This is a genomic window from Streptomyces sp. NPDC099050 (assembly GCF_044759865.1).
Taxonomy (GTDB): Bacteria; Actinomycetota; Actinomycetes; order Streptomycetales; family Streptomycetaceae; genus Streptomyces.
On the sequence record NZ_JBIWAE010000013.1, the window covers coordinates 93283 to 119578 of the forward strand.

At 71.5% G+C, this 26296-nt stretch carries 22 protein-coding genes and 1 riboswitch; of the genes, 14 read left to right on the plus strand and 8 right to left on the minus strand.

Annotated features, from left to right (window positions below):
- Nucleotides 1-43 precede the first annotated feature (43 nt).
- Together ACIQV3_RS22255 and ACIQV3_RS22260 are read left to right on the plus strand one after the other, a co-directional pair.
- Nucleotides 44-844, plus strand: coding sequence for a carbon-nitrogen hydrolase family protein (locus ACIQV3_RS22255; protein ID WP_403714283.1), 801 nt, complete (start codon nucleotides 44-46; stop codon nucleotides 842-844).
- A gap of 78 nt (nucleotides 845-922) precedes the next feature.
- Nucleotides 923-2620, plus strand: a complete 1698-nt coding sequence (locus ACIQV3_RS22260; RefSeq protein ID WP_403714285.1) for a flavin monoamine oxidase family protein — start codon at nucleotides 923-925, stop codon at nucleotides 2618-2620.
- Nucleotides 2621-2663: 43 nt separating this feature from the next.
- Here ACIQV3_RS22260 and ACIQV3_RS22265 read toward each other — a convergent pair whose 3' ends face one another.
- From ACIQV3_RS22265 to ACIQV3_RS22275, 3 genes are all read right to left on the minus strand, one after another.
- Nucleotides 2664-3314: a DUF5995 family protein gene (locus tag ACIQV3_RS22265; RefSeq protein WP_403714287.1), complete on the minus strand. Its 651-nt coding sequence runs from the start codon at nucleotides 3312-3314 to the stop codon at nucleotides 2664-2666.
- A gap of 76 nt (nucleotides 3315-3390) precedes the next feature.
- Nucleotides 3391-4824: a uracil-xanthine permease family protein gene (locus ACIQV3_RS22270; RefSeq protein WP_403714289.1), complete on the minus strand. Its 1434-nt coding sequence runs from the start codon at nucleotides 4822-4824 to the stop codon at nucleotides 3391-3393.
- Between the two features lie 80 nt (nucleotides 4825-4904).
- Nucleotides 4905-6122 (minus strand): MFS transporter, encoded by a 1218-nt coding sequence (locus ACIQV3_RS22275; RefSeq protein ID WP_403714291.1) that lies wholly within the window; start codon nucleotides 6120-6122, stop codon nucleotides 4905-4907.
- A 54-nt stretch (nucleotides 6123-6176) separates the two neighbouring features.
- Here ACIQV3_RS22275 and ACIQV3_RS22280 point away from each other — a divergent pair, with 54 nt between their 5' ends.
- Entirely contained in the window at nucleotides 6177-7355 is a 1179-nt protein-coding gene (locus ACIQV3_RS22280) for an ROK family transcriptional regulator (RefSeq protein WP_403714293.1), read from the plus strand.
- 148 nt (nucleotides 7356-7503) lie between these two features.
- Here ACIQV3_RS22280 and ACIQV3_RS22285 read toward each other — a convergent pair whose 3' ends face one another.
- Nucleotides 7504-9885 carry a chitinase C-terminal domain-containing protein gene (locus ACIQV3_RS22285; RefSeq protein ID WP_403714295.1) on the minus strand — a complete coding sequence of 794 codons (2382 nt, stop codon included), beginning with the start codon at nucleotides 9883-9885 and terminating at the stop codon, nucleotides 7504-7506.
- 396 nt (nucleotides 9886-10281) lie between these two features.
- Nucleotides 10282-10412: riboswitch (FMN riboswitch) on the plus strand.
- Between the two features lie 151 nt (nucleotides 10413-10563).
- Between ACIQV3_RS22285 and ribD the strand changes: the two genes are divergently transcribed.
- The 10 genes from ribD (at nucleotide 10564) to ACIQV3_RS22335 (ending at nucleotide 19392) form a co-directional block, all read left to right on the plus strand.
- Entirely contained in the window at nucleotides 10564-11730 is a 1167-nt protein-coding gene (gene ribD, locus ACIQV3_RS22290) for a bifunctional diaminohydroxyphosphoribosylaminopyrimidine deaminase/5-amino-6-(5-phosphoribosylamino)uracil reductase RibD (RefSeq protein ID WP_403714298.1), read from the plus strand.
- Nucleotides 11731-12369 carry a riboflavin synthase gene (locus tag ACIQV3_RS22295; RefSeq protein ID WP_403714301.1) on the plus strand — a complete coding sequence of 213 codons (639 nt, stop codon included), beginning with the start codon at nucleotides 11731-11733 and terminating at the stop codon, nucleotides 12367-12369. It abuts the gene before it with no gap.
- Complete coding sequence (locus ACIQV3_RS22300; RefSeq protein WP_403714304.1) at nucleotides 12366-13019, plus strand: nicotinamide riboside transporter PnuC; 654 nt, start codon at nucleotides 12366-12368, stop codon at nucleotides 13017-13019. Before ACIQV3_RS22295 ends, ACIQV3_RS22300 begins: the two co-directional genes overlap by 4 nt.
- Complete coding sequence (locus ACIQV3_RS22305; RefSeq protein ID WP_403714307.1) at nucleotides 13016-14329, plus strand: bifunctional 3,4-dihydroxy-2-butanone-4-phosphate synthase/GTP cyclohydrolase II; 1314 nt, start codon at nucleotides 13016-13018, stop codon at nucleotides 14327-14329. The genes ACIQV3_RS22300 and ACIQV3_RS22305 overlap by 4 nt, the downstream gene beginning before the upstream one ends.
- A 100-nt stretch (nucleotides 14330-14429) precedes the next feature.
- A complete protein-coding gene (ribH, locus tag ACIQV3_RS22310) occupies nucleotides 14430-14918 on the plus strand; it encodes a 6,7-dimethyl-8-ribityllumazine synthase (protein WP_150520523.1) in 489 nt (162 codons plus the stop codon).
- A gap of 32 nt (nucleotides 14919-14950) precedes the next feature.
- Nucleotides 14951-15229 (plus strand): phosphoribosyl-ATP diphosphatase, encoded by a 279-nt coding sequence (locus tag ACIQV3_RS22315; RefSeq protein WP_327251701.1) that lies wholly within the window; start codon nucleotides 14951-14953, stop codon nucleotides 15227-15229.
- Nucleotides 15230-15349: 120 nt separating this feature from the next.
- Nucleotides 15350-16198 carry an ATP phosphoribosyltransferase gene (gene hisG, locus ACIQV3_RS22320; RefSeq protein WP_266876436.1) on the plus strand — a complete coding sequence of 283 codons (849 nt, stop codon included), beginning with the start codon at nucleotides 15350-15352 and terminating at the stop codon, nucleotides 16196-16198.
- 79 nt (nucleotides 16199-16277) lie between these two features.
- Nucleotides 16278-16742, plus strand: coding sequence for a PH domain-containing protein (locus tag ACIQV3_RS22325; RefSeq protein WP_403714310.1), 465 nt, complete (start codon nucleotides 16278-16280; stop codon nucleotides 16740-16742).
- 203 nt (nucleotides 16743-16945) lie between these two features.
- Nucleotides 16946-18352 (plus strand): hemolysin family protein, encoded by a 1407-nt coding sequence (locus ACIQV3_RS22330; RefSeq protein WP_403714312.1) that lies wholly within the window; start codon nucleotides 16946-16948, stop codon nucleotides 18350-18352.
- Nucleotides 18349-19392: a hemolysin family protein gene (locus ACIQV3_RS22335; protein WP_403714314.1), complete on the plus strand. Its 1044-nt coding sequence runs from the start codon at nucleotides 18349-18351 to the stop codon at nucleotides 19390-19392. Before ACIQV3_RS22330 ends, ACIQV3_RS22335 begins: the two co-directional genes overlap by 4 nt.
- Before the next feature lie 65 nt (nucleotides 19393-19457).
- On the opposite strand, the gene ACIQV3_RS22340 is transcribed toward ACIQV3_RS22335, so the two are convergent.
- A complete protein-coding gene (locus ACIQV3_RS22340; protein WP_403714316.1) occupies nucleotides 19458-21410 on the minus strand; it encodes an AAA family ATPase in 1953 nt (650 codons plus the stop codon).
- Between the two features lie 398 nt (nucleotides 21411-21808).
- Nucleotides 21809-22444 carry a uridine kinase gene (locus tag ACIQV3_RS22345; RefSeq protein ID WP_403714317.1) on the minus strand — a complete coding sequence of 212 codons (636 nt, stop codon included), beginning with the start codon at nucleotides 22442-22444 and terminating at the stop codon, nucleotides 21809-21811.
- A gap of 186 nt (nucleotides 22445-22630) precedes the next feature.
- Here ACIQV3_RS22345 and ACIQV3_RS22350 point away from each other — a divergent pair, with 186 nt between their 5' ends.
- On the plus strand, nucleotides 22631-24055 hold the full coding sequence (locus ACIQV3_RS22350) for a peptidase C39 family protein (RefSeq protein WP_403714319.1): 1425 nt from the start codon (nucleotides 22631-22633) through the stop codon (nucleotides 24053-24055).
- An 86-nt stretch (nucleotides 24056-24141) separates the two neighbouring features.
- Here the strand turns inward: ACIQV3_RS22350 and xerC are convergent, their stop codons facing one another.
- Nucleotides 24142-25437 carry a tyrosine recombinase XerC gene (gene xerC, locus ACIQV3_RS22355; protein WP_403714321.1) on the minus strand — a complete coding sequence of 432 codons (1296 nt, stop codon included), beginning with the start codon at nucleotides 25435-25437 and terminating at the stop codon, nucleotides 24142-24144.
- 391 nt (nucleotides 25438-25828) lie between these two features.
- Nucleotides 25829-26275 (minus strand): hypothetical protein, encoded by a 447-nt coding sequence (locus tag ACIQV3_RS22360; protein ID WP_403714323.1) that lies wholly within the window; start codon nucleotides 26273-26275, stop codon nucleotides 25829-25831.
- Between the last annotated feature and the right edge of the window lie 21 nt (nucleotides 26276-26296).

Here is a 26296-nt window from a genome sequence, read left to right on the forward strand (position 1 = left end):
ACCGTTGAGGGACCCCCACCCCTCCTGCCACAGAGGTCCGCCCATGCCCCCGTTGCGCACCGCCCTCCTCCAGAGTTCCGGACGGCTCGGCGACACCGCCGGCAACCTGAAGGCGCTCGAAGAGGCCGCGGCACGCGCCGCACAGGCGGGGGCCGGGCTCCTCGTGACCTCGGAGATGTTCCTGACCGGCTACGCGCTGGAGCTCGAGGACATCGCCCGGCTCGCCGAACCGGCCGACGGCATGTCCGCCCGCGCCATCGCCGAGATCGCCCGCCGCCACGGGCTGGCCGTGCTCTACGGCTACCCCGAGCGGGACGGCGACGCCGTCTACAACGCGGCCCAGCTCGTCGGCCCCGACGGGGAACGGCTCGCGAACTACCGCAAGACCCACCTCTTCGGCTGCTTCGAGCAGGCGGCCTTCACCCCGGGCGACACCCCGGTGGTCCAGGCGGACCTCGGCGGCCTGCGCGTCGGCGTCATGATCTGCTACGACGTGGAGTTCCCCGAGAACGTCCGGGCGCACGCCCTCGCCGGCACCGACCTCCTCCTGGTGCCGACCGCGCAGATGCACCCGTTCCAATTCGTCGCCGAACAGCTGGTCCCCGTACGGGCCTTCGAGAACCAGATGTACATCGCGTACGTCAACCGCACCGGCCCGGAAGGCGAGTTCGAGTTCGTCGGTCTCAGCTGCCTGGCCGGCCCGGACGGGGTCACCCGGACCCGGGCGGGCCGCGGCGAGGAGCTGGTCTTCGGCGAGGCCGACCCCGAGCTGCTGCGCGTCTCGCGCGAGACCAACCCGTACCTGCGCGACCGCCGCCCCGGGCTGTACGCCTCGCTCGTCTGACCGAGGCCCCGCGCCCGCCGCCGCGCCCCCTCCGGCTTGCCCTTCCCCCCTGCCCCACCCCGCTAGGAGTCGTACCCCATGACGTCCACGGTGCCCACCACCGCCGTCCCGCACAGCGACGGACAGCTGCCGATCACGATGTTCGGCCCGGACTTCCCCTACGCGTACGACGACTTCCTCGCCCACCCGGCGGGCCTCGGGCAGGTACCGGCGACCGAGCACGGCACCGAGGTCGCCGTCATCGGCGGCGGGCTGTCGGGCATCATCTCCGCCTACGAGCTGATGAAGATGGGCCTCAAGCCCGTCGTCTACGAGGCCGACCAGATCGGCGGCCGGCTGCGCACGGTGGGCTTCGAGGGAGCGGGCACCGAGGAGCTGACCGCGGAGATGGGCGCCATGCGCTTCCCGCCGTCCTCCACGGCCCTCCAGCACTACATCGATCTCGTCGGACTGGTCACCGAGCCCTTCCCGAACCCGCTCGCCGAGGCCACCCCCTCGACGGTGGTCGACCTCAAGGGCGAGACCCACTACGCCGAGACCATCGCCGACCTCCCGCAGGTCTACCGCGACGTGTCCGCCGCGTGGAACGCCTGCCTGGACGAGGGCGCCGACTTCTCCGACATGAACACCGCGATGCGCGAGCGGGACGTCCCGCGCATCCGGGAGATCTGGGCGAAGCTCGTCGAGAAGCTCGACGACGAGACCTTCTACGGGTTCCTCTGCAAGTCCGAGGCCTTCAAGTCCTTCCGCAAGCGCGAGATCTTCGGCCAGGTCGGCTTCGGCACGGGCGGCTGGGACACCGACTTCCCGAACTCCATCCTGGAGATCCTGCGCGTCGTCTATACCGAGGCCGACGACCACCACCGCGGCATCGTGGGCGGCTCGCAGCAGCTCCCGCTGCGCATGTGGGACCGCGAGCCCGAGAAGATCGTGCACTGGGCGCAGGGCACCTCGCTCTCCTCCCTGCACGGCGGCACCCCGCGCCCGGCGGTCACCCGCCTGCACCGCACGGCGGGCAACCGCATCACGGTCACGGACGCCTCGGGCGACATCCGCACGTACCGCGCCGCGATCTTCACGGCCCAGTCCTGGATGCTGCTGTCGAAGATCGCGTGCGACGACACGCTCTTCCCGATCGACCACTGGACGGCGATCGAGCGCACCCACTACATGGAGTCCTCGAAGCTCTTCATCCCGGTCGACCGCCCCTTCTGGCTGGACAAGGACGAGGAAACGGGCCGCGACGTCATGTCGATGACCCTGACCGACCGGATGACCCGCGGCACGTACCTGCTGGACAACGGCCCCGACAAGCCGGCCGTCATCTGCCTGTCCTACACCTGGTGCGACGACAGCCTGAAGTGGCTGCCGCTGTCCGCGAACGAGCGGATGGAGGTCATGCTGAAGTCCCTCGGCGAGATCTATCCGAAGGTCGACATCCGCCGGCACATCATCGGCAACCCGGTGACCGTGTCCTGGGAGAACGAGCCCTACTTCATGGGCGCGTTCAAGGCCAACCTGCCGGGCCACTACCGCTACCAGCGCCGCCTGTTCACCCACTTCATGCAGGAGCGCCTCCCCGAGGACAAGCGCGGCATCTTCCTCGCGGGCGACGACATCTCCTGGACGGCGGGCTGGGCGGAGGGCGCGGTCCAGACGGCCCTCAACGCCGTCTGGGGCGTCATGCACCACCTCGGCGGCGCCACGGACTCCACCAACCCCGGCCCGGGCGACGTCTACGACGAGATAGCCCCGGTGGAACTCCCGGAGGACTGATTTCCAACGCGCCGGCTCCGCGCAGCGGGGCAGCCCGCCGGGGTCAGCCCGTAGGCGTCAGCAGGCAGCGGCCGACCAGGCCGACGCCCGCGTCGAGGGACTCGGTGAACTCCTCCGCCAGGTCGGGGGAGCGGCGCAGCGACCAGAGCAGGCGGGCCGAGGCCCAGGCTCCCGCTCGGGCCCGCTCCAGGCTCCAGGCGCCGAGGAGGTGCGTCAGGGGGTCCGCGATCTCCAGCAGGTCCGGGCCCGGCATCAGGTCCTCCCGGATGTGTTCCTCCAGGGAGACCAGGGTGTCGCCGACCCGGTCGAAGTCCGCTTCGAGCGCCGCCGGCTCGCAGTCGAGCGAGCGGCAGGTGGCGACCACCGCCAGCGCCAGGTCGTGGCCGATGTGCGCGTTGATCCCGGCCAGTGCGTGCTGGAGCGGCCGGATCCCGGGGTGGCGGCGGTACTGGAGGAGCGGCCGCCAGCACGCCGGGGCCCGGTCGGCCTCCACCGCCGTCAGGTAGCGCTCGGCGAAGCGGACGCTGAGGGCTTCGGCCCGGCGGGGCGAGGGGAAAGCGCCGTGCGCGATCCCCTCGTGCAGGGTCTGCGTCACCGTGAGGTACACCCGGTTGAAGACGGCGACGCCGTCCCGCTCGGGGAGCCGCTCGTCCAGGGCGCGCATCCGCGCCAGCACCGCTTCCATGGGGGCCATGGGACGCAGCGTCGCAGCCGCGGGCCGGGATCAGGGGAACTTGGCCGTACGCTTCGCCGGTTCGGGCGAAACTCCGTCAACCCCGCTTGTCGCCGCGCTCCCCGGCAGGGCTGTCGCCGGCCCCGCCGGCCCCGTCGGCCGTGTCGTCGTACGCCGACGTGCCGGAGTCCAGTAGCGGTTCCTGCTGCTTCAGGTGCGGCGGGGCGAAGTACCGCAGCGCGTGGTAGCCCGTGATCACGACGATCGTGCCGAGCGCGATCCCGCCCAGCTCGAAGCTGTCGGTGATGTTCAGCTTGACCCCGCCCACGCCGATGATGATGCCCGCCGCGGCCGGCACCAGGTTCAGCGGATTGCGCAGGTCCACCCGGCCGTTGATCCAGATCTGCGCGCCGAGCAGGCCGATCATGCCGTACAGGATCACGGTGATCCCGCCCAGCACCCCGCCGGGGATCGCGGCGACGACCGCGCCGAACTTGGGGCACAGGCCGAAGAGGAGGGCGAAGCCGGCCGCCGCCCAGTAGGCCGCAGTGGAGTAGACGCGGGTGGCCGCCATGACGCCGATGTTCTCGGAGTACGTGGTGTTCGGCGGGCCGCCCACCGCCGTGGACAGCATCGAGGCGGCGCCGTCGGCCGCGATGGCCGTGCCGAGCTTGTCGTCGAGGGAGTCGCCGGTCATCTCGCCGACGGCCTTGATGTGTCCGGCGTTCTCCGCGATCAGTGCGATGACCACCGGCAGCGCGATCAGGATCGCCGACCACTCGAAGGCCGGCGCGTGGAAGGTCGGCAGCCCCACCCAGTCGGCCTTGCCGACGCCCGACAGGTCGAGCCGCCAGTGGTCGACGGCATCCGGCCCGCCCACCGTCGAGTGGATCTTGCCGAAGGCGAGGTCGAAGATCCAGGAGATGCCGTACCCGAAGATCAGGCCGAGGAAGATCGCGATCCGCGACCAGAAGCCCCGCAGGCAGACCACGGCCAGCCCGGTGAACAGCATCGTCAGCAGGGCCGTCCACTGGTCCTGCGGCCAGTACGTGGACGCCGTCACGGGCGCCAGGTTGAAGCCGATCAGCATCACGACCGCGCCCGTCACCACCGGCGGCATCGCCGCGTGGATGATCCGGGCCCCGAACCGCTGGACCGCCAGCCCCGCCAGGAACAGTGCCGCGCCGACCACGAAGACCGCGCCCGTGACGACCGCGCTGTCCCCGCCGCTCGCCCGGATCGCCGCGGCGACCCCCACGAAGGAGAGCGAGCAGCCCAGGTAGGAGGGGACCCGCCCGCGGGTCGCCAGCAGGAAGATGACGGTGGCGACACCGGACATCATGATGGCGAGGTTCGGGTCCAGCCCCATCAGGACCGGCGCCACGAAGCTGGCTCCGAACATCGCCACGACGTGCTGGGCCCCCAGCCCGGCGGTCCGCGGCCACGACAGCCGCTCGTCCGGCCGCACCACCGCGCCGGGGGCGGGGGTCCGCCCGTCTCCGTGCAGGGTCCAGCGCACGCCGAGGCCCATGTTCCACCGCTTTTCGTTCGTACCGCGTCGTTCGTCGGGAGCGTGGTCACCTACGAGGGCGTAGGTGACCAGGCGACATATTACGGCCGGATAGGTGCAGGTTCGTCCCGGTTGACGGTCGGGACCTCCGCCGCCACCGGCCGCTGCCGCAGTACGGTCGCCCCCACGATCAGCGCGAACGACAGCAGCGTGACCAGCCCGAACGACACCACCAGGGAGGTCGCGTCGGCCACCGCGCCGATCGCCGAAGGGGCGATCAGCCCCGAGGTGTACGTGATCGTCGCGACACCGGCGATGGCCTGCGCCGGGGCCGGACCGCTGCGCGCGGCCGCCGCGAAGGCCAGCGGGACCACCACCGCGATGCCGAGCCCGATCAGCCCGAAGCCGGTCAGGGCCGCGGCCGGATGGTGGACCGCGACCACGAGCAGCCCGCCCGCGGTGGCCAGCGCACCGCCCGCGCGGACCGTGCGTACGGCCCCGAAGCGGTCCACGACCTTGTCCCCGACCAGCCGGGCCAGGGCCATCGTCAGGGCGAAGGCGGTGGTCGAGGCGGCGGCGAGACCGGCGTCCGTGTGCAGCACGTCCCGCAGGTACACCGCGGACCAGTCCAGGCTCGCGCCCTCCGCGAAGACCGCGCAGAAACCGATCGCGCCGATGAACAGGGCGGACTTGGGGGGCAGCGCGAAGTGCGGCGGCGCCTCCTCCCCGCCGGTGTCGGTGCGCAGGTCCAGGACGCCCCGTACGGCGATCAGCCCGAACAGGGTCAGGGTGAGCGCGGCGACCAGGTGGTGCAAGCGGGCATCGGCGCCGGCGTGCGCGGCGACGGTGCCCGCGGCCGAGCCGATCAGGGCGCCCACGCTCCACATGCCGTGCAGCGAGGACATGATCGAGCGCTTCAGCCGGTTCTCGGTCTCCACGCCCAGCGCGTTCATCGCCACGTCCGACATGCCGGCGGTGGCCCCGTAGACGAAGAGCACGAAGCAGAGCGTCCACAGGTTCGGGGCGAGGCTCGGGAGGATGAGGGCGAGCGTCCACAGGCTCAGCAGCATCCGCAGGGCGGTGCGCGCGCCGAAGCGGTGGTTGATGCGGCCGGCCAGCGGCATCGTGAGCGCCGCGCCGAGCGCGGGGAAGGCGAGGGCCAGGCCCAGGGTGCCCGCGCTGAGCTGCGCGTGGTCCTGGATCCAGGGGATGCGGGTCGCGAAGGAGCCGGTGACCGCGCCGTGAGCGCAGAAGACGCCGGCGATGGCGAAGCGGGCATGGCGCAGTCGCGCCGGGCTGAGGTCGGTTTCCCCGGTCATGACACGTAAACTATCAGGGACCCTGCCTGATAGTTAGTCCCCGGAGCTCCTAGGATGGGCGACGTGACTCCTGCCAAGGCCCTGACCGCCCTCACCCGCGCCGCGTCCCACGCCCCGTCCCCCGCGTCGCCGAGCACGGCCCGGGCCATCAACGACCGGCTCGCCCTCGAACTCCTCCAGGAAGAGGGCCCCCTGACGGCGCCCCAGCTGAAGGAGCTGACCGGCCTGTCCCGCCCCTCCGTCGCCGACCTGGTGGAACGCCTCACCGGAGCCGGACTGATCGAGGTCGTCGGGGAATCCGGCGAACAGCGGCGCGGACCCAACGCCAAGCTCTACGGGATCGTCGCGGGGCGGGCCCACCTCGCCGCGCTCGACGTGCGGACGGACAGCGTCGAGGCGGTCGTCGCCGACCTCCTCGGCCGGCCGCTGGCGCAGGCGGCCCTGCCGGCCGGCGCGGTGGAGGAAGCGGTGGACCGGCTGGAGGAGCTGGTCCGCGAGGCGGGCGCCGACCGGCTCCACACGGTCGTGATCGGGGCGCCGGGGCTGGTGGCCCCGGGCACCGGAGAGCTCCGCGACACCGCCGGGCTGCCCGCCTGGCACCGGGACCTGGTGGCGGCGGTGCAGCGGCGGCTGCCGGCGGTGGTCGTGGTGGAGAACGAGACCAACCTGGCGGCCCTGGCCGAACAGCGCGTCGGAGCCGCCCGGGACCTGGACTCCTTCGTGCTGCTCTGGCTCGGCGACGGGGTCGGCGCCGCCGTGGTCCTGGACGGGCGGCTGCGCCGGGGCGCCTCCGGCGGAGCGGGGGAGATCGGCTTCCTGCCGGTGCCCGGTACGGGCGGCCTCCCGGCGGCCACGAACTGCGACGGCGGCTTCCACCAGCTGGCCGGGCGGACCGGGGTGAGCGCCCTCGCCGCCGCCCACGGCTACGAGGGTCCGGCCGAGGAGGCCGTCGCGGGCGCGGCCGGTCCGGAGTTCCTCGACGCCCTGGCCGACCGGCTGGCCCTCGGGGCGGCGGCCGTCGCGGCGATCCTGGACCCCGGCTGCGTCGTGCTCGGCGGGGAACTCGGCCGCGCGGGCGGACCCGCCCTGGCGGCCCGGGTCGCCCGCCGCCTCACCGCCCTGAGCCCGGTCCCGACCGAGGTCCGCGCCGGCGCGCTCGGCGACACCGCGGTGCTCACGGGTGCGCGGCTCGCGGCCCGCGAATCGGCGCAGGCCGTCCTCTTCACGGCCTGACCCCTGCGAAGGGGGTCCGGGGGCCGCCCGTGCCGGGGAGCCGGCCCGCCGGACGGTCCGGGGAACGCGAGGACCCGGTGGCCGCCGGGCCACCGGGTCCTCACGTTCCTTCACCTGCGCGGTCACCTACCCGGTCACCGCGCGGGGGTCAGCAGGCGCCCTGGTCCTTCCAGACGCCCCACTCGCCCGTGGTGCCGGGCGTCTCGTTCTGCGTCCACCACTGGGCCTTCCAGTTGCGGCCCTGGTGCGAGACGACGTTGCCGCTGTTGTAGACCGTGCCCGCCACGTACGCGGGGTTGGTGCACGTGCCGCCCGGAGGAGTCGTGGGCGGGGTGGTCGGCGGCGTGGTCGGGGGAGTCGTCGGCGGGGTGGTGGGCGGCGTGGTCGGCGGGGTCGTGGGCGGGGTGGTGCTGCCCGGCTGGACCACCGTGGTGCCGCGCGCCAGGTCGCCGGCGAGGGCGTACGTCGTGCCGGAGATGTTCACCGTCCAGTTGGAGGGCGTGGACACCGGCAGGTAGTAGTTGAAGGCCAGGTCGACCGAGGCGCCCGGGGCGAGCGTCTGCCACGCCGGGAGCTTCAGCGAGGCCCGGTGGAAGTCGCCCTTCAGACCGCCGACGTTGCTGCCGGTGTGGTCGCTCTTGATCACCTTGGTGCCGAAGCCCGACTGGTCGGAGGCGTTGGCCGGAGCCGCCGTCGCGTAGTCGAACTGGAACTCCGTGCCGCCCGGAAGCGTCGCGTTCGTGTTGTTGGTGATCTTGAGCTTCGGGGTGATCGGGTAGTTGGAGTCACCGAGCTTGAACTCGTTGAACTCCGTCTTGATGTCCACGGCCTGCGTCGGCAGCGCGGTGTTGGACTTCTTGGCGCCGTACGGGGAGGCCGCCTTGAACTTGTTGTACATCACGGAGGTCAGCGTGTCGCCGATCTCGTACTGGCCCTTCGCGGCGTTCCAGGCGTAGTCGCCGGCCATCTCCCAGACCATGGTGCCGCCGATGCCGCGGTCGACCACGTAGTCGGCCTTGGCCGCCACCGACTGCTCGTCCTCCGTGGAGAGGAAGACCTTCTTCTGCGCGTTCCACAGCCACGGCGCGACCAGGGTCGCGTCGTACTTGCGGGCGTAGGTGCCGGTCAGCGTGGTGTTCGCGGGGAAGCCGTACTTGGTGACGTAGTCGCCGACGATCCCCTTCTCCAGGTTCTTGGCGTGCCACATCGGGTTGGAACCGGCCGGCGACTCGACGCCGTTGGTGTCCTTGTCGTGCCACAGGTTGTCGATGCCGGTCGCGCCGTCACCGCACTTGGTCAGGCCGGCGCCGGCCGGGCAGGTGGTCGCGGAGGCCTTGCCCCACAGACCGTCGGTGCCGCCCTGGACGTTCTTGTGGCCGCGGGTGTAGTACGGCAGGCCGATGTTGATGCGGCCGGCCGGCATGGAGCCGCGGAAGTAGTGGTAGGCCCAGTCGGTGTTGAGGTAACCGATGCCGCCGTACTGGGAGCTGCCGTAGACGTTGGCGGCCGCCAGCTCGGCGTCCTTGCCGTCGTCGAAGAGCGAGGCGTTGGGGCCGGCGTACTCGTTCCAGGCGCCGTGCAGGTCGTAGGACATGATGTTGACGTAGTCCAGATACTTCTGCATCTGGAAGGTCTCCATGCCGCGCAGCAGGTAGCCGGAGGAGGGGGCGGCGACGGTCAGCAGGTAGTGCTTGCCGTCGGCGGCGCCGGCCCGGTCGAGCTTCTCGCGCAGGGACTTCATCAAGGCGTCGTAGCCCTGGACCAGCCCGGCCCGGCGGGCGTTGGACAGCTGCCAGTCGAGCGGGTTGCCCGCGTCCTTCATCGTGGTCGGGTACTCGTAGTCGATGTCGACGCCGTTGAACCCGTACTTGCGGATGAACTCGACCGAGGAGTCCGCGAAGGTGTTGATGCCGGCCGTGTTCACCGAGCCGTCGGCGTTGGTGGCCATCGAGTAGAAGCCGCCCGACGCGACGCGGTTGCCATCGGCGCCGAAGTAGCCGCCGGTCTCCGCCCAGCCGCCGACCGAGATCAGCGTCTTGACGTTCGGATTCTGCTTCTTGAATTTGTTCAGAAGATTGAAGTTGCCCTTGTAAGGGAGGGCGGGGTCCATCTCGGCACCCGCGACGCCCGGCCAGGTCATCCCGGTGGCGGAGTTGTTCGCGTTGTCCGCGCCGACCGAGATCTTGTTGCTGCCGTCGACGTGGGCGAAGGCGTAGTTCAGGTGGGTGACCTTGGACCACGGGATGTTGCCGGGCAGGTAGGCGGGGGTGCCGTCCTTGCCCGTGCGCCAGCCCGTGAAGTAGCCGATGACGCGGCGCTGGTGGTCGGCGCCCATCTTCTCGCGGCCCTCGGTGTCGTAGACCGAGCAGTACGGGACGTCCACGCCCGCGGTCTTGTACAGACCGTCGGGGCGACAGGACTCGTTGTCGGCGGCGTGCGAGACGCCCGTCGAGAGCCCTGCGACCAGCAGACCGGCGATTGCGGCGCCGGACGTCAGGAGCATGGCCCGCGTCTTGGTGGGGGACAGCATTGTGCCTCCTGGGGAGGGGAGGATGGCAGGACACAACAGGCTGGAACGTGGTGCGTGTTGGCCCGTGACGTGCGCACATCTGACGGGCTGTCTCCCGGGGAAGATGAAGGGAACGTTAAGAGGACTAGACCAACCCGTCAATAGGTCTGGACCAAAGTGCGCGATCCGGCAAGGTTCGGAGCGGGTTCCGTCAAGCCCCGCTCACGCCCCGCTCGAGCCTGCTCGAGCCTGCTCGAGCCCCCGTCAGGCTCCCGGCCGGGATCCGGCGAGGGGGAGGGGATCGGCCGAACGGCGCAATCGGCGCGCCCGGGAACGGCCCCATGTGTGACCCAGGCCACATTGACTCACCCGCATGGCCGCCGATCACCCGTGGCACACTGGCTTCAGTACCAGTAGCAGCGCACTCCGGGGTCGGTGTAATTCCGAACCGGCGGTTATAGTCCGCGACCCGTCCGCAGCCAGCGGCCGGTTGACCAGGTGAAATTCCTGGACCGACGGTTAAAGTCCGGATGGGAGGCAGTGCGCGGCGGGCCAGTCACCGGTACGCCGCCGTCGGCGGTCCACCGGCACATCCCTCGGGACGTGCCGTCGAACGGACCGTGTTTCCGGCCTCGGCGTCCCCGCGTGTGCTACCCGCTTCATCTGTCGTATCCCGACAGGCCCCGGAGTCCGTGCCCGATGAGGCAGGAGGACCCGGTGGCGACACACGCCGCGCACGCAGCACCCGACGCGGGCATCCGCGCCATGCGCCGAGCCATCGAGCTCGCCGCCCGCGGACTCGGCTCCACCAGCCCCAACCCCGTCGTCGGCTGCGTCATCACCGACGCCTCGGGCGCCGTCGTGGGCGAAGGCTGGCACGAGCGGGCCGGCGGCCCGCACGCCGAGATCCACGCCCTGAACGCGGCAGGCCCGGCCGCCCGCGGCGGCACCGCCTACGTCACCCTCGAACCCTGCAACCACACCGGCCGTACGGGACCCTGCGCCCGCGCCCTCATCGCCGCCGGGATCACCCGCGTGGTCTACGCCGTCTCCGACCCGAACCCGCAGGCCAGCGGAGGCGGAGCCACCCTGCGCGAGGCCGGGATCGACACCGCGGCCGGGCTGCTCGCCGAGGAGGCCGAAGCGGGCAACGCCGCCTGGCTGACCTCCGTACGCCTGGGCCGTCCGTACATCCTGTGGAAGTACGCCGCGACCCTCGACGGCCGCATCGCCGCCGCCGACGGCACCAGCCAGTGGATCAGCTCCCCCGAATCCCGCGCCGACGTCCACCGGCTGCGCGCCGAGTCCGACGCCGTCGTCGTGGGCTCCGGCACCCTGCGCGCCGACGACCCGCACCTCGCGGTACGGGGGATCGACGGTTTCACCGCCGCCGACCAGCCCCTGCGCGTGGTCCTGGACACCCACGCCACCATCCGGCCCACCGCCCGGGTGCTGGACGAGGCCGCGCCCACCCTGATCGCCGTCGCCGAGGATGCGGACACCCGCCACCTCGCCGGAGTGGAGCTGGCCCGGCTCCCGTACGACAAGTACGGGATCTCCGTGGACGCCCTGCTGCGCGAGCTGTACGGGCGCGGCATCCGCTCCGTCCTCCTCGAGGGCGGCCCCACCCTGGCCGGCGCCTTCGTCGCCGCCGGGGCCGTCGACAAGGTCGTCGGCTACCTCGCCCCCGTCCTCCTCGGCGCGGGCCCCCTCGCCCTCGCCGACGCCGGCATCGGCACCCTCGCCGACGCGCTCCGGCTCCGCATCACCGAAACCGTCCGCATCGGCACGGACATCCGCGTCACCGCCGTCCCCGCGTCGGCCCCCTCCGCCCCCACCGTCCTCACAGCCCTCAAGGAGCACTGAGTGTTCACCGGAATCGTCGAAGAACTGGGCGAGGTCGTCGCCGTCGAGGAGCTCGCCGAAGCCTCCCGCTTCCGCCTGCGCGGCCCGGTCGTCACCGAGGACGCCAAGCACGGGGACTCCATCGCCGTGAACGGCGTCTGTCTGACGGTCGTGGAGACCGGTGACGGCGAGTTCACCGCCGACGTCATGCAGGAGACCCTGAACCGCTCCAGCCTCGGCGCCCTCACCCACGGCTCCCGGGTCAACCTGGAGCGCCCGATGGCGCTCGGCGGACGGCTCGGCGGCCACCTGGTGCAGGGGCACGTGGACGGAACCGGCGAGATCCTCGACCGGACCCCCTCCGAGCACTGGGAGATCGTCAAGGTCGCCCTCCCGGAGAACCTCTCCCGCTACGTGGTCGAGAAGGGCTCCATCACGGTCGACGGCGTCAGCCTCACCGTGGTCGAGGCCGCCGCCGACTGGTTCACGATCAGCCTCATCCCCACCACCCTCGCGCTGACCACCCTGGGCATCAAGAAGCCCGGCGACCCGGTCAACCTGGAGGTCGACGTCCTGGCGAAGTACGTGGAGCGGCTGCTCGCCGCCGGCGTCACCCCCCTGGCCCCGGACGCGCCGCACCGGACGGGGGAGCCGCAGTGAGCGCCCTGACCTGGCTCAACACCGAGGCCTTCGAGGTCTTCGGCCAGAAGGTCATCTGGTCCGACATGATCGGCAACCTGATCGGCCTGGGCGCCCTCGCGCTCGGCTGGCGGCGCTCCATATGGACCTGGCCCGCCCAGCTCCTCTCCGGCCTGATCCTCGTCGGCGCCTACGCCTCCGCCCACCTCGCCGGCGGGGTCGGCAAGCAGCTCCTCGTCATCGGCGTGGCCGCGTGGGGCTGGCGCGCCTGGCAGCGCGGCAAGCAGGACGCCCAGGACGGCTCCATCGCCGTCCGCACCGCCTCCTGGAAGGAGCGCGGGCTGCTGCTGGCCGGCGCGGCCGCCGGGACCCTGGCCGTCGGCGGACTGTTCACCCTCTTCCCGAGCCTGTCGTGGAGCCCGTGGGCCGACGCCTACATCTTCGTCGGCACCATCGTCGCGATGGTCGCCCAGGCCCGCGGTCTGGTCGAGTTCTGGTTCGCCTGGCTCCTCGTCGACCTGGTCGGCGTCCCCCTCGCCTTCAACAGCGGACTGGCCTTCTCCGGCCTCGTCTACGTCGTGTACTTCGCCCTCGTCGTCTGGGGCGCCTACGACTGGTACCAGCGCTCGCGCACCACCACCGCCCCGGCTCTGGAAGGAGCAACGGCATGACCTCCCCGAACCCGAACCCGAACCCCGTCCTGAAGCCCGTGCCCGACGTCGAGCTGGAGACGTTCCGGCTCGACCCCGTCGAGCAGGCCATCCGCGACATCGCGGCCGGCCGTCCGGTGGTCGTCGTGGACGACGAGGACCGCGAGAACGAGGGCGACCTCGTCATCGCGGCCGAGAAGGCCACCCCCGAGATCATCGCGTTCATGATGAGCGAGTGCCGCGGCCTGATCTGCGCCCCCCTGGAGGGCGACGAGCTGGAGCGGCTCGAACTCCCGCAGATGGTCCAGCACAACACCGAGTCGATGCAGACGGCCTTCACCGTCTCCGTCGACGCGAGCGGTGCCCACGGAGTCACCACCGGCATCTCGGCCGCCGACCGCGCCACCACCCTGCGGCTGCTGGCCGACGGGGTCTCGGGTCCCGAGGACTTCGTGCGCCCCGGGCACGTGTTCCCGCTGCGCGCCAAGCCCGGCGGCGTGCTGGTCCGCAACGGCCACACCGAGGCCGCCGTCGACCTCGCCCGCCTCGCGGGCCTGCGCCCGGCCGGCGCCATCGTGGAGATCGCCGGCGAGGACGGGGTGATGCTGCGGCTGCCCGAGCTGATCCCCTTCGCCCGCAAGCACGGCCTGACGATCATCTCCATCGAGGACCTGATCGCCTACCGCCGCTCCGCCGAGCCGACCGTGCGCCGCGAGGCCCGGGTCAGCCTGCCGACCTCCTTCGGTCACTTCACCGCGTACGGGTTCCGCTCCACCGTCGACGGCGTCGAGCACGTCGCCCTCGTCCACGGCGAGATCGGCGACGGCGAGGACGTCTTGGTCCGCATGCACTCCGAGTGCCTGACCGGGGACATCTTCCAGTCGCAGCGCTGCGACTGCGGCCCCCAGCTGCACACCGCCATGGAGCGGGTCCAGGCGGCCGGCCGCGGTGTGATCGTCTACCTGCGCGGCCACGAGGGCCGCGGCATCGGCCTGCTGTCCAAGCTGCGCGCGTACGAGCTCCAGGAGCGCGGCCGCGACACCCTCGACGCCAACCTGGAACTGGGCCTGCCCGCCGACGCCCGCGACTACGGCGCCGGCGCGCAGATGCTCGCCGACCTCGGCGTCCACAGCGTCCGGCTGCTGACCAACAACCCCGAGAAGTCGGCGGCCCTGATCAGCCACGGCATCAAGGTTTCCGACCGGGAGTCGATGCCCATGGAAGCGGGCGAGCACAACCTGCGCTACCTGCGCACCAAGCGGGACCGGATGGGGCACGACCTGCCCTGGCTGGACGGGGCCGCGACCACGTCGGCCTGCGGCAACCAGTAACACCGCGACACCACACGCGGTACCACCACAGGCAGTAACACCACACGGCAGTAACACCACACGCAGTAACACCACACGAATCGCAACGAGGAGCAGAGCTGTGAGCGGCAAGGGCGCACCCGAACTGAGCGTGAAGAACTGCGGAGACCTGCGCGTCGCCGTGATCGCGGCCCAGTGGCACGAGAAGGTCATGGACGGCCTGGTGGACGGCGCCCTGCGGGCCCTGCACGAGCTGGGGATCGACGAGCCCACCCTGCTGCGCGTCCCGGGCAGCTTCGAGCTCCCGGTCGTCGCGAAGGTACTGGCCGGTCGCGGTTACGATGCGATCGTCGCCCTCGGCGTGGTCATCCGCGGCGGCACCCCGCACTTCGACTACGTCTGCCAGGGCGTCACCCAGGGCCTGGTACAGGTGTCGATCGACACCGGAGTCCCCGTCGGCTTCGGCGTACTGACCTGCGACAACGACGAGCAGGCGCTGGACCGCGCCGGGCTCGAGGGGTCGAACGAGGACAAGGGGCACGAAGCGGTCACCGCCGCCGTCTCCACCGCCATGACCCTGCGGACCGTCAGCGAACCCTGGCGCCAGTAGGCGGCCGCGGACCCCGTATTCTGAGGACCATCATGGCGAACAAAACCCCCAAGAGCTTCGAAGAGCTCTTCACCGAGCTCCAGCTCAAGGCCAACGGCGACCCCAGCACCTCCCGTACCGCAGAGCTGGTCGGCAAGGGTGTCCATGCCATCGGCAAGAAGGTCGTCGAGGAGGCCGCCGAAGTCTGGATGGCCGCCGAGTACGAGGGCAAGGAAGCCGCCGCGGAGGAGATCTCCCAGCTGCTCTACCACGTCCAGGTGATGATGGTGGCGCGCGGGATCTCCCTCGAAGACGTCTACGCGCACCTCTAGGCCGCGCCGGTTCTCAGGCCGCGGCAGTTCCGCGCGAGCCCCGGCCCACGGTGCCGGGGCGTCCGCGCGTCCTCACCCGTACCAGCACCCCTTTCACACCTACGCACCCAAGGAAGCCCCATGCTGCGCATCGCCGTCCCCAACAAGGGTTCACTCTCCGGACCGGCGTCGGCGATGCTCCATGAGGCCGGCTACCGGATGCGCAAGGAGTCCAAGGAGCTCGTGGTCGTCGACCCCGAGAACGAGGTGGAGTTCTTCTACCTCCGCCCCAAGGACATCGCGATCTACGTGTCCTCCGGCAAGCTCGACATCGGCATCACCGGCCGCGACCTGCTGCTCGACTCCGGCGCCAGCGCCGAGGAGATCCTGCCGCTGAACTTCGGCCGGTCCACCTTCCGCTACGCCACCATCCCCGGCACCGCGAAGGGCCCCGAGGACTTCCACGGGATGACCATCGCGACCTCGTACGAGGGAATCGTCGCGAAGCACCTCGCCGACCAGGGCATCGAGGCCTCCGTCGTCCACCTCGACGGCGCGGTCGAGACCGCCATCCAGCTCGGCGTCGCCCAGATCATCGCCGACGTCGTCGAGACCGGCACCAGCCTGCGCAACGCCGGACTGGAGGTCATCGGCGAGCCGATCATGACCTCCGAGGCCGTCGTCATCCGCGGCAACGGCACCGACCCGGAGGACCCCCGGGCCCAGCAGTTCCTGCGCCGCCTCCAGGGCGTCCTGGTCGCCCGCAGCTACGTGATGATGGACTACGACTGCCGCGCCGAGCACCTGGAGCGCGCGGTCGCCCTCACCCCGGGCCTGGAGTCGCCGACCGTCTCCCCGCTGCACAACGAGGGCTGGGTCGCCGTCCGCGCCATGGTCCCCGCCAAGGAGGCCCAGCGGATCATGGACGACCTGTACGAGCTCGGCGCCCGCGCGATCCTCACCACCTCGATCCACGCCTGCCGCCTCTGACGGGTCCGCCCGGCGCTCCGCCGGGCACCTCCCTCACCATCCGGCACCATCCGGCACCATCCGAAGGCACCTGACGCACATGGCCGACGCCACCGCCCAGTCCGCACCGCCCGCCCTGCCGGTCACCTTCCGGCCGACCCGCACGCGGGCCGTCCTGCTGGGCGTGGGCGTCGCCATGTTCGTCACGATCTCGGCGATCGCGCTGACCCTCGAAACCCTGCACCCCGGTGAGCGGATCGCCTTCGTCTTCACCGCGGCCCTGCTCTCCTCCGTCCTCGTCCTGCTCAGCCGCCCCAAGGTGGTCGCCGACGAGACCGGGGTCACGGTCGTCAACCTCACCACCACCCGCCGCCTGGAGTGGGCGCAGATCCTGCGCGTCAACCTCCGCCCCGGCGACGCGTGGGTGTTCCTCGACCTGAACGACGGCACCAGCCTGCCCGCCCTCGGCATCCAGCCGGGGGTCGCCAAGGCCCAGGCGATCGCCGACGCCCGCGCCCTGCGCGCCCTGGCCGAAGCCCACGGAACCGGCTCGAAGAACGACTGAGCCCGGCCGACCTCGTCGCTGCGTCCCATTGCGGCGGCGGTCCCAATGACTAATCTGGTGGGCGGGGCGCGCACGTGCGTGCCCTCCCACACGCCCCGGGATCCCGTGGCCCGTGGGCACCATCGACCTGAGGAGTGACTCCCTCCAGCAATGGACGGATCGTCCGGTAGTACACGCGCCGCCCTCCCTCCGGAGGCGGCGGCATGACCATCCCGCTACTCCTGCTCGTGGCGGCATTCGCCCTGATCCTCGCCAACGGTTTCTTCGTGGCAGCCGAATTCGGCCTCGTCACCGTCGAGAGACCCGAGGCCGAACGCGCCGCGGCCGAGGGCGACCGCCGTGCCCGCAGGGTCGTCGCAGCCCTTCGGGAGCTGTCCTTCCAGCTCTCCGGCACCCAGCTCGGCATCACCATCACCTCCCTCGTGGTCGGCATGCTCGCCGAGCCCGCCCTCGCCGCCCTGCTGGCCGGGCCGCTCGAAGCGACCGGCCTCCCCAAGGGCGCCGTACCCGGCGTCGCCGTCGTCATCGGCATGCTGCTCGCCTCCGCCGTCCAGATGGTCGTCGGCGAGCTCGTCCCGAAGAACTGGGCCGTCTCCCGGCCGCTCCAGGTGGCCCGTTTCGTGGCCGGCCCGCAGCACGTCTTCTCCCGGGTGTTCCGGCCGGTCATCGCGGGCCTCAACGCCGTCGCCAACCGGCTCGTCCGGGCCCTCGGCGTGGAGCCCACCGAAGAGATGGCCTCCGCCCGCACCCCCGGCGAGCTGGTCTCCCTGGTCCGCCATTCGGCCCAGGCCGGCGCCCTGGAACAGGACACCGCCGACCTCTTCGTACGGACCATCTCGCTGGGCGAGCTCACGGCGCAGCTGGTCATGACCCCCCGGGTCAAGGTCAGCGCCCTGCAGCACACTGCCACCGCGGCCGACGTGCTGAACCTGACCCGCGCCACCGGCCTGTCCCGCTTCCCCGTCTACCGCGAGCGCATCGACGAGATCACCGGGGTCGTCCACCTCAAGGACGCCCTCGCCGTGCCCGAGTCCGAGCGCGCCCGCACCAGCGTCAGCGGGATCTGCGTGGCTCCGATGCTGGTGCCCGGCTCCCTGCCGGTGCAGCCGCTGCTGGAACGGCTGCGCAGCGAGCAGCCCATGGCCGTGGTCGTCGACGAGTACGGCGGCACCGCCGGGGTCGTCACCCTGGAGGACATCGTGGAGGAGCTCGTCGGCGAAGTCCGCGACGAGCACGACCTCGCGGAGGACGGCAGCCCCGAACTGGCCGCCGTACCCGCCGAGGACGGCCGCCCCTCCTGGGAGGCCGACGGGAGCTGCCGCGTGCAGACCCTGCGCCGGATAGGCCTGGAGGTCCCCGAAGGGCCGTACGAGACCGTCGCCGGGCTCGTCGCCGACCTGCTCGGCCGCATTCCCGCCCCCGGGGACCGCGCCGAACTGCCCGGCTGGAAGCTTTCGGTGCGCCAGGTCCGGCGCTACCGCGCCGAGCGGGTCCGCCTCGTGCGCACCGCCCCCGCGGGCCCCGGCGTGCCGGGCTCCGAGGGGCTCGCTCCGGTGCCGTCCGCTTCCGTTTCCGCCTCGGCGGAGCTGGCACAGGTGGGTGGCCGGTGAACGCGCTCCAACTGCTGTTCGCCCTGCTCCTCGTCCTGGCCAACGGCTTCTTCGTCGGTGCCGAGTTCGCGCTCGTCTCCGTCCGCCGCAGCCAGATCGAACCCCTGGCGCCCGGCTCCAAGCGGGCCCGCCAGGTGCTCCACGGCCTGGAGAACCTGCCGCGCATGATGGCCGCCGCGCAGTTCGGCATCACCATGTGCTCGCTCACCCTCGGCGCCGTGGCCGAACCCACCGTGGCCCGGCTCCTGGAGCCGGTCTTCCACGCCGCCCACGTGCCCGAGGGCCTGATCCACCCGCTGGGCTACGCGGTGGCCCTCACCGCGGTGATCTTCCTGCACCTGGTCATCGGCGAGATGGTCCCCAAGAACCTCGCCATGGCCGCCCCAGAGAAGACGGCCCTGTGGTTCAGCCCGGGCCTGGTCGCCTTCGCCCGGGTCTGCGGACCGGTCACCACCGCCCTGGGCGCCTGCGCCACGCTGATCCTGCGGCTCTTCAAGGTCGAGCCCAAGGACGAGGTCGAGGCCGTCTACACCTCCGCCCAGCTCGGCCGCCTGCTCAGGGACTCCCGGCAGGCCGGTCTCCTGGAGCCGGTCGAACAGGAGCGCCTGGAGGACGCGCTGGAACTGGGCAGCCGCCCGGTCACCGACGTCCTGCTCGCCCCGGACCGGCTGGTCACCGTCGGCCCGGCCGTCACCCCGCGCCAGATCGAGCAGCTGACGGTCCGCACCGGGTACTCCCGGTTCCCCGTCCGCACCGACAGCGGCGCCTTCATGGGCTACCTGCACGTGAAGGACGTCCTGGACCTGGAGGACCGGGAACGGGCCGTGCCCCAGCGGGTCTGGCGCCGGATGACCACGGTCTGCTCCACGCTCCCGCTGGACGACGCCCTGACCGTGATGCGCCGCGATGCGACCCACTTGGCGCAGGTCGCGGACCCCTCCGGGCGGGTGCTCGGCCTGGTCGCCATGGAGGACGTCCTGGAGACGTTGGTCGGGGAGGTCCGCGACCCGGCCCACCGGGGGTACGCGAGGAGCGCGTAGCGGAGTCGGGCCCTGCGGGGCTGGATATATCCAGCCCCGCAGGCGATTGAGGCGATCTTTTCACGCTACAGCGGCGGCGGCTCCGGCCGTTCCTGGGGGCCGCGGCCCGACAGGACCTCCCCGTACGCCTGCATCAGGTCCGCCAGCCGCAGGGTGGAGAGGTCCTCCCGGGACGGATCACCGGCGAAGCCGGACAGCCGCAGGTCCCGGTACGCGCAGCTCTTCTCGTACAGCGTGCGCAGGAACCGCCCGTTGCCCAGCTCGTCGATCCACCCCTGCTCCACCACGTGCCCGCTGATGCTCCGCAGCTCCTCCATCGCCTCCTCGTCCCACCGGTCCCCGTTCGCGTCGGCCAGCACCCCGCCGATCGAGGTGAGTTCCAGCGGCCGGTAGCTGGGGAAGTCCACCCGGGTGGTGAACCGCGAGGACAGCCCCGGATTGGTGGCGAGCAGCCGGTCCATGCCCGCCGGGTAGCCCGCGAGGATCACGACCAGGTGGTCCCGGTTGTCCTCCGCCCGCTTCAGCAGCACCTGCAGGGCCTCGTCGCCGTACGCGTCGCCCTTGCTGTAGCCGGAGTTGGAGAGGCTGTACGCCTCGTCCACGAACAGCACCCCGCCGATCGCCGAGTCGATCAGCTCGTTCGCCTTCACGGCGGTCTGCCCGAGGAACTCGCCGACCAGGTCCGCGCGCCCGGCCTCGACGAGGTGGTCGCCGCCGAGCAGGCCCAGCGCGTAGAAGACCCGGCCCAGGATCCGCGCCACCGTGGTCTTGCCGGTGCCCGAAGGCCCGGAGAAGACGAAGTGCCGTTTCGGCGGCTGCACCGGCAGCCCCTGACCCGTCCGCAGCCTGGCCATGTGCAGCTGCGCGGAGAGCGCCTTCACCTGCCGTTTGACCGGCTCCAGCCCCACCATCCGCTCCAGCTCCGCGAGCGCCTCGGCCAGCGCCGCCGGATCCGCCGGCCCGGCCGGCAGTCCCACGGGTCCCGGCTGCGCGGGCAGCGAGGCCTTGTGCCGTACCCCGGCCGGCAGCCCCGCGCCGGGCCCCGGTGCGCCCGGGCCGTGCCGCGGCTCCGGCGGGTCGGCCGCGGCGAGGGGGTCCGCGTCCGGCAGCCCGTCGGCGGCGATCCCCTGGACCGGACCGCCGCCGCCCAGCGCCACCGCCGCGAAGTCCCCGCCCGACGGGGCCGGTCCGTGCCCGCCGACGGCTTCGTAGCCGGCGCCGCTCGCGTACCCGGCCAGCCCGTCGGCGTCCTCGCTGTCCTCGATGGCCGTCAGCCGGGCCGCGGTGTCCATGAACGCCGGGTCCACCCGGTGCACCGCCCGGTACAGCGGCAGGGCCGCGGCGCTGCGCCCGGTCCCCTCGTGCGCCCGCGCGAGCCAGTACCGCAGCTCCTTGCGCTGGGGCTGCTCGCTGCGGCAGCGCATCAGCGAGGCCGACAGCAGCGGCTCGGCCTGCCCGTACATCTCCAGCCGGACCCGGGCCATCCCGCCGAACAGGCCGGCCTCGATGCCCAGGAGCGGATCGTCGACCAGCGATTCGGTGGAGCGGACCAACTGCTCCCAGTCCTTGACCAGGTAGGCCCGGCAGGCGTGCAGGAAGCGCACCTGGGGGTCGGTGTCCACGGGTGGCAGGGCCGCCAGCGCCTGGTCCAGCTCGGGGACGTGACGTCCGTCGAGCCAGTGCGAGGCGTGCGCCAGCAGCAGGTCCCGCCGGGTCTCCAGAACCGGCTGCACCCACCAGCCCAGCCAGTACCAGGAGTTCAGCGTCCGCCGGTGGCGGGCCCGCTGCTCCCCGAAACGGTCCCGGTGGGCGTACATGCGCAATAACGCGTTCGTGGTGTCGACGCGGAGCGCGTGCAGCCCGAGCCAGGCATCGGCCATGGCGGGATCGAGTCGTACGGCCGCCCGGAACTCCTCCTCGGCCTGCGGGTAGGCGCCCATCGTGCAGGCGTCCACTCCCCGCAGCCAGGCGAGTTCGGCCGGGGCGTGCGCGCTGCTGCCGTGCGCGGCGAAGTCCATCACATCCCCCACAAGCGTGCCCCCGTGGTGCCCAGCAACCCCCGCGACGCATACGCGAGTTGTCCCTGAGCCGATGAAATCAGGGGTGCATCGTACCTGCGGTTACGCACCTTACGTAGGGTGCGTCGAAGACCTGCCGGGTGCGCATCCGAGCCGTCCGGGGTGACTCAGGGTGAGAATTCGGCCGCGATGTGCCCCGTGCGACGACGCGACGAAGGAGTGCCGGGCGGGATTCCGAGGGGGATCGGTACGACACGAAGCCCCCGATCACGGGGGAACAATCGGGGGCTTCGCGTCCGCGGCGGCCGGTGAGAGCCGCTTCTACAGAACGTAGGGCCGTCCCGGCCCCGGGTCAAGCGGCCGGGAGGCACCCGCGGAGAGACCCGTTCCCCCGCCCTTCAGGCCTGGGGGACCCCGTCACCCTCAGTCATGAAGGCGCCGGTTTCCGCCGCCCCGGCAGCCCCGGAAGTCCACTCGTATCCCGTACCGCTCTGCCGCACCAGGGTGTCCGCGAAGGGGCGCGAAGGGTCATCCGAGAAGTGCGCGAGCTCCGCGCGCTCCCATCCGTCCCAGAAGTCGGACAGTTCGCGCCCGTCCCGGTCGCGCCCGCGCCCCCAGGACTTCGCACGCGGGGTCTCCATCCACAGCAGCCGCGCCAGGTGCGGGCGCAGGGCGCGCCGTCCGGCACCGACCCCCTCGACCAGCAGCACCGGACCGGGCTCCAGGACCCGCTCCGGACCGAACCGCCGCTCGACCCAGTCGTACGGAGCCCAGTGCGCGGCCCGCCCCGCGGCGAGCGGCTCCAGCACCTGCGCGCGCAGCCGCCCCACCCAGCCGAACAGCTCCTCGTGGGTGGCCACATCGTCCAGCCGCAGCACGGGAACCCCGCCCAGCGCCTCGGCGAGCACCCCGGCGAAGGTGGTCTTCCCCGAACCGGCGTGCCCGTCGATCCCGACGAGGCGGACGGGTCCCAGGGAGGGCGGCAGCGCGGCGATCTCGCGCGCGAGGGCCTGAAGCGACGACTGATGTTCCACGCCCCCACCGTATGACCTCCGCCCCCGAAGGAGGGACGGCCCCGCAGGGCCGCCCCCCCGGGACGGGGGAGAGGGGGCCGGGTCCTGTCACCCCGACACGGCGGCCCGGCTTCACGGTCCCGTGGGCGGGAACTGGAAGGGTGGGCGGGAGCCGACCCGCCGCACCGACCCCTGGGGGCCACGCCGATGACCGCACCCACACCCCGCCGCGCCCTGCTGGCCGTGGTCCTCGCGGCCGCCACCGCGGCCACCGTCCCCGGCGGCCGAGCCTCCGCGGCGGAGCCGAAGCCCGCCCCCGGGGGGCCGGGGCAGGACACCCCGGGCACTCCGGCCGCCCAGGCCCCGGCCCCGGAAGGGGTCGCCGCCGGAGCCGCCCGCAAGACGGTGGACAACCGCTTCTGGTACTCGTACGCCCACTGGACCGCCGGCCTCCACCAGGGCACCACCGCCATCGGCGGCGCCCGCCCCGGCCTGGAGATCAAGACCCCGGCGGGCCGCAGGGAGTACGCCGACCCGCACACCGGCAAGAAGAGCACCTGGGAGTACGCCACCTGGACCTCCCCGGTCCACACCTCCACCGTGCCCGCCACCGAGGCCATCGCCTCCTGGAACGCCCGCACCCCGGCCGGCACCTGGATCCAGATCGAGCTGCGCGGCACCTACACCGACGGCGCCGCCACCCCCTGGTACGTGATGGGCCGCTGGGCCGCCGGCGACGGGGACATCCGGCGCACCTCCGTGGACGGACAGACCGACGGCAAGTCCACCGTCTGGACCGACACCCTCGCCGTGGACGCCCCCGCGAGCGGCCTGCGGATCAAGGACTGGCGGCTGCGCCTGACCCTGTACCGCAAGCCCGGCGCGAGCCGCGGCCCCACGGTGTGGCTGGCCGGAGCCATGGCCTCGGACGTCCCGGACCGGTTCTCGGTCCCGGCCACCGCCGCCTCCGGCGGGGCCCACGAGCTGAAGGTGCCGAGGTACTCGCAGGAGACGCACGCCGGCCAGTACCCGGAGTACGACAACGGCGGCGAGGCCTGGTGCAGCCCCACCTCCTCACAGATGATCATCGAGTTCTGGGGCCGCAGGGCCAGCGCCACCTCCTTGGCCTGGGTCAGGAAGGACTACGCGGACCCGCAGGTCTGCCACGCCGCCCGGTCCACCTACGACGCGGCGTACAAGGGCTGCGGAAACTGGCCCTTCAACGCCGCTTACGCCGCCACCTACCGGCAGCTCGCGGGAGTCGTCACCCGCCTCGGCTCCCTGACCGACGTGGAGACCCTGGTCCGGGCCGGCGTCCCGGTCATCACCTCCCAGTCCTTCACGGCCGAGGAGCTCACGGGCGCGGGCTACGGCACGGCCGGCCACCTGATGACCGTCATCGGCTTCACCGCCTCGGGCGACGTGATCGCCAACGACCCGAACTCGGCCGACAACACCGCCGTGCGCCGCGTCTACCGGCGCCGGCAATTCGAGAACAACTGGCTGCGGACCAAGCGGTACAACGCGGCCGGCAAGGTCGTCTCCGGCACCGGAGGCGTCTGCTACCTCTACGGTCCGATCCGGCCGAGCGCAGGTCAGATCGCTGCACTCCGCTCTGTGGGTGTCTTGTAGGGCCAAACGAGAGGCCCCCGGCTCTGGATGCCAGGGGCCTTCGATCATCGCCCACACGGGGACTGGGGGGCGTCTGGGGAGATCTTTTACGCGGTGGTGAACCAGGCTTCCATCGCGGACCTTCCCCGGCCGTCAGCCTCGGGCATCATGTGGGCGTAGATCTTGAGTGTGATCGACGCGTCCTTGTGGCCCAGCCACTTTGAGACTGCCACGATCGGCTCGCGGGCGTCGAGCTGCACCGACGTAAAGGTGTGCCGCAGGGCGTGGAATCCGTGCTCACGGCTCTCCGCGTATTTGATCACCGTTCGGTTTACCTTCGGCCTGCTCTTGATCGGCTGCTTCGTCCTCTTCGGCTCGGGAATCAGGCCGGCGGCTACGAGCGCCGGCTTCCATGCGCGGGTATCCCAGGAGTCGCGCCGGACCGCCCCGCCCATCGCTCCGGTAAAGATCAAATTGAACGTCTGAGGCGCCCGATCCTTGAGCTCCTTCTCGGTCTCGCCCGCTTCCGGATCTCCCCAGGGAAGCGTTACGGACCGCGGCGGGAACTGGGCCGAATGCTCCCGCACTGCCCTGGCGAGGTACGGCGGGATCGGCACGGTCCGCGTCTTCCGGTTCTTCGGAAGCGCGAACACGAGCTTGGAGCCGATCTTCTTGACCTGGCGGCGAACGTGAATGACCCCGGCCTTCGCGTCGACGTCCTCAACGGCCAGCCCGAACACCTCGCCCTGCCGCAGGCCGGCCCCGACACCAATGTCCAGCATGGCCGCGAACCGGTCCGGAAGACCCTTCCGGACGGCCAGCACCGTGTCCTTGTCCCAGGACCGCGGCTTGCTCTCCGGGCGTGCGGGCGGACGCACAGTGGACTGCGACCGGCAGTAGTTCTTGGTGATCCGCTCGTCATCCACGGCTGACTGAAGGATGGACGAGAGGTACCCCCACACCTCGGCGATGGTGCCCGGACCGAGGGTGGTTTTGAGCTTCGCGAGCAACGTCCGCAGCTGGGGAGTCTTCACCGAGTTCAGGGGCAGGGAGCCCAGGTGAGGGATGACGTGGTTCCAGACCCGCCCCTTGACCGTCCGCCGGGTTCCAGGGTCCTCGTAGACCTGACCGGGCCACCACTCATCGACGATGTACTTCTCGAGGAGGATGGCGCCCCGGCGCGGGTCTACGAACTCACCTGCAGCGGACTGGTGCTGCGCCTTGGCCAGCCAAGCATTCGCGCCTTCAGGCCCAGTCAGCCGCTCGAAGCTCCGGTCCCTGACGCCGGGGATACCGGCGACTCGGTACCGCTTACCCTGCCCGTGACGGTCTGTTTGCCGTTTCTCCCCTGTCTTGGGGTCGGGGCGCTTCGTGTACCAGCGGTCCTCGATGTAGCCGGGCAACGGTTCCTCCGTCTCGCGGGTCCTGGGGCGAATCGATAGTGACGATCTCCCCCTTCCAGACCTGGAACCATGCGCCGCCGGCGAAGAACTCCTCCGCCACGGGGTTCAGGGCGGCGATAACGTCTTCCAGCCTGGCGTTCCGGTCGATCCGTATAACGACCGTGCCCCGCTTCTCGCGGAGATCCACGACCTGACCAGGCTCCAAGTCGTCCAGTTCGTAGATGGCGCGCAGCATGTGCCCTCCCCGAGTCAGCACAACTGGGGCTGGTGCGATCAGTTGTGCACGGTGGGTGAAGACTTTACGACTGAGTCGGACCGGCCACAATCAGTTCGGGTCGGATGACCGCAAATAGTCTTTACGGCTCAGTAGGTAGTTGCTAAAGGCGTCCACTTAGTCCTCGCGCTGTGAGCGCTCCGCGGCCTCGATCATCGCGCGCCACTGGCGCAGCTCCGCCTTCGACTTGCCCGCAAGGTGCCCGACGATGATGCGGACCTCTTCGTCGTATCCGGACAGCTCGGTGGCCTCATAGCCGAGCCACTGCTGAGCGGCTGCCTCTTTGACCCGCCGCTCGGAACGACGGATGCCGACGGCGATGGCCTGAAGCTGTGCTGCAGACGGCGGGTTGGCTGGGGGAGTCTTCACCAGCTTGTTGAGGTACTGCTTGGAGATGGTGGCGCGGGTGACCGGGTCGACGCTGCGGTCGGCGATCTGCTGGTACGAGAAGCCTTCGTCCAAGGCGTCCTGGATCAGGCGGGAGAGTGCCCCGTAGGCAGAGGTACCTGACTCTGGAACCGTCGCCGGCACCGTCATCTCGGCGTCCTTTCGATCCGCGTTCACGTGGTCTGTCTCCATTGCTGC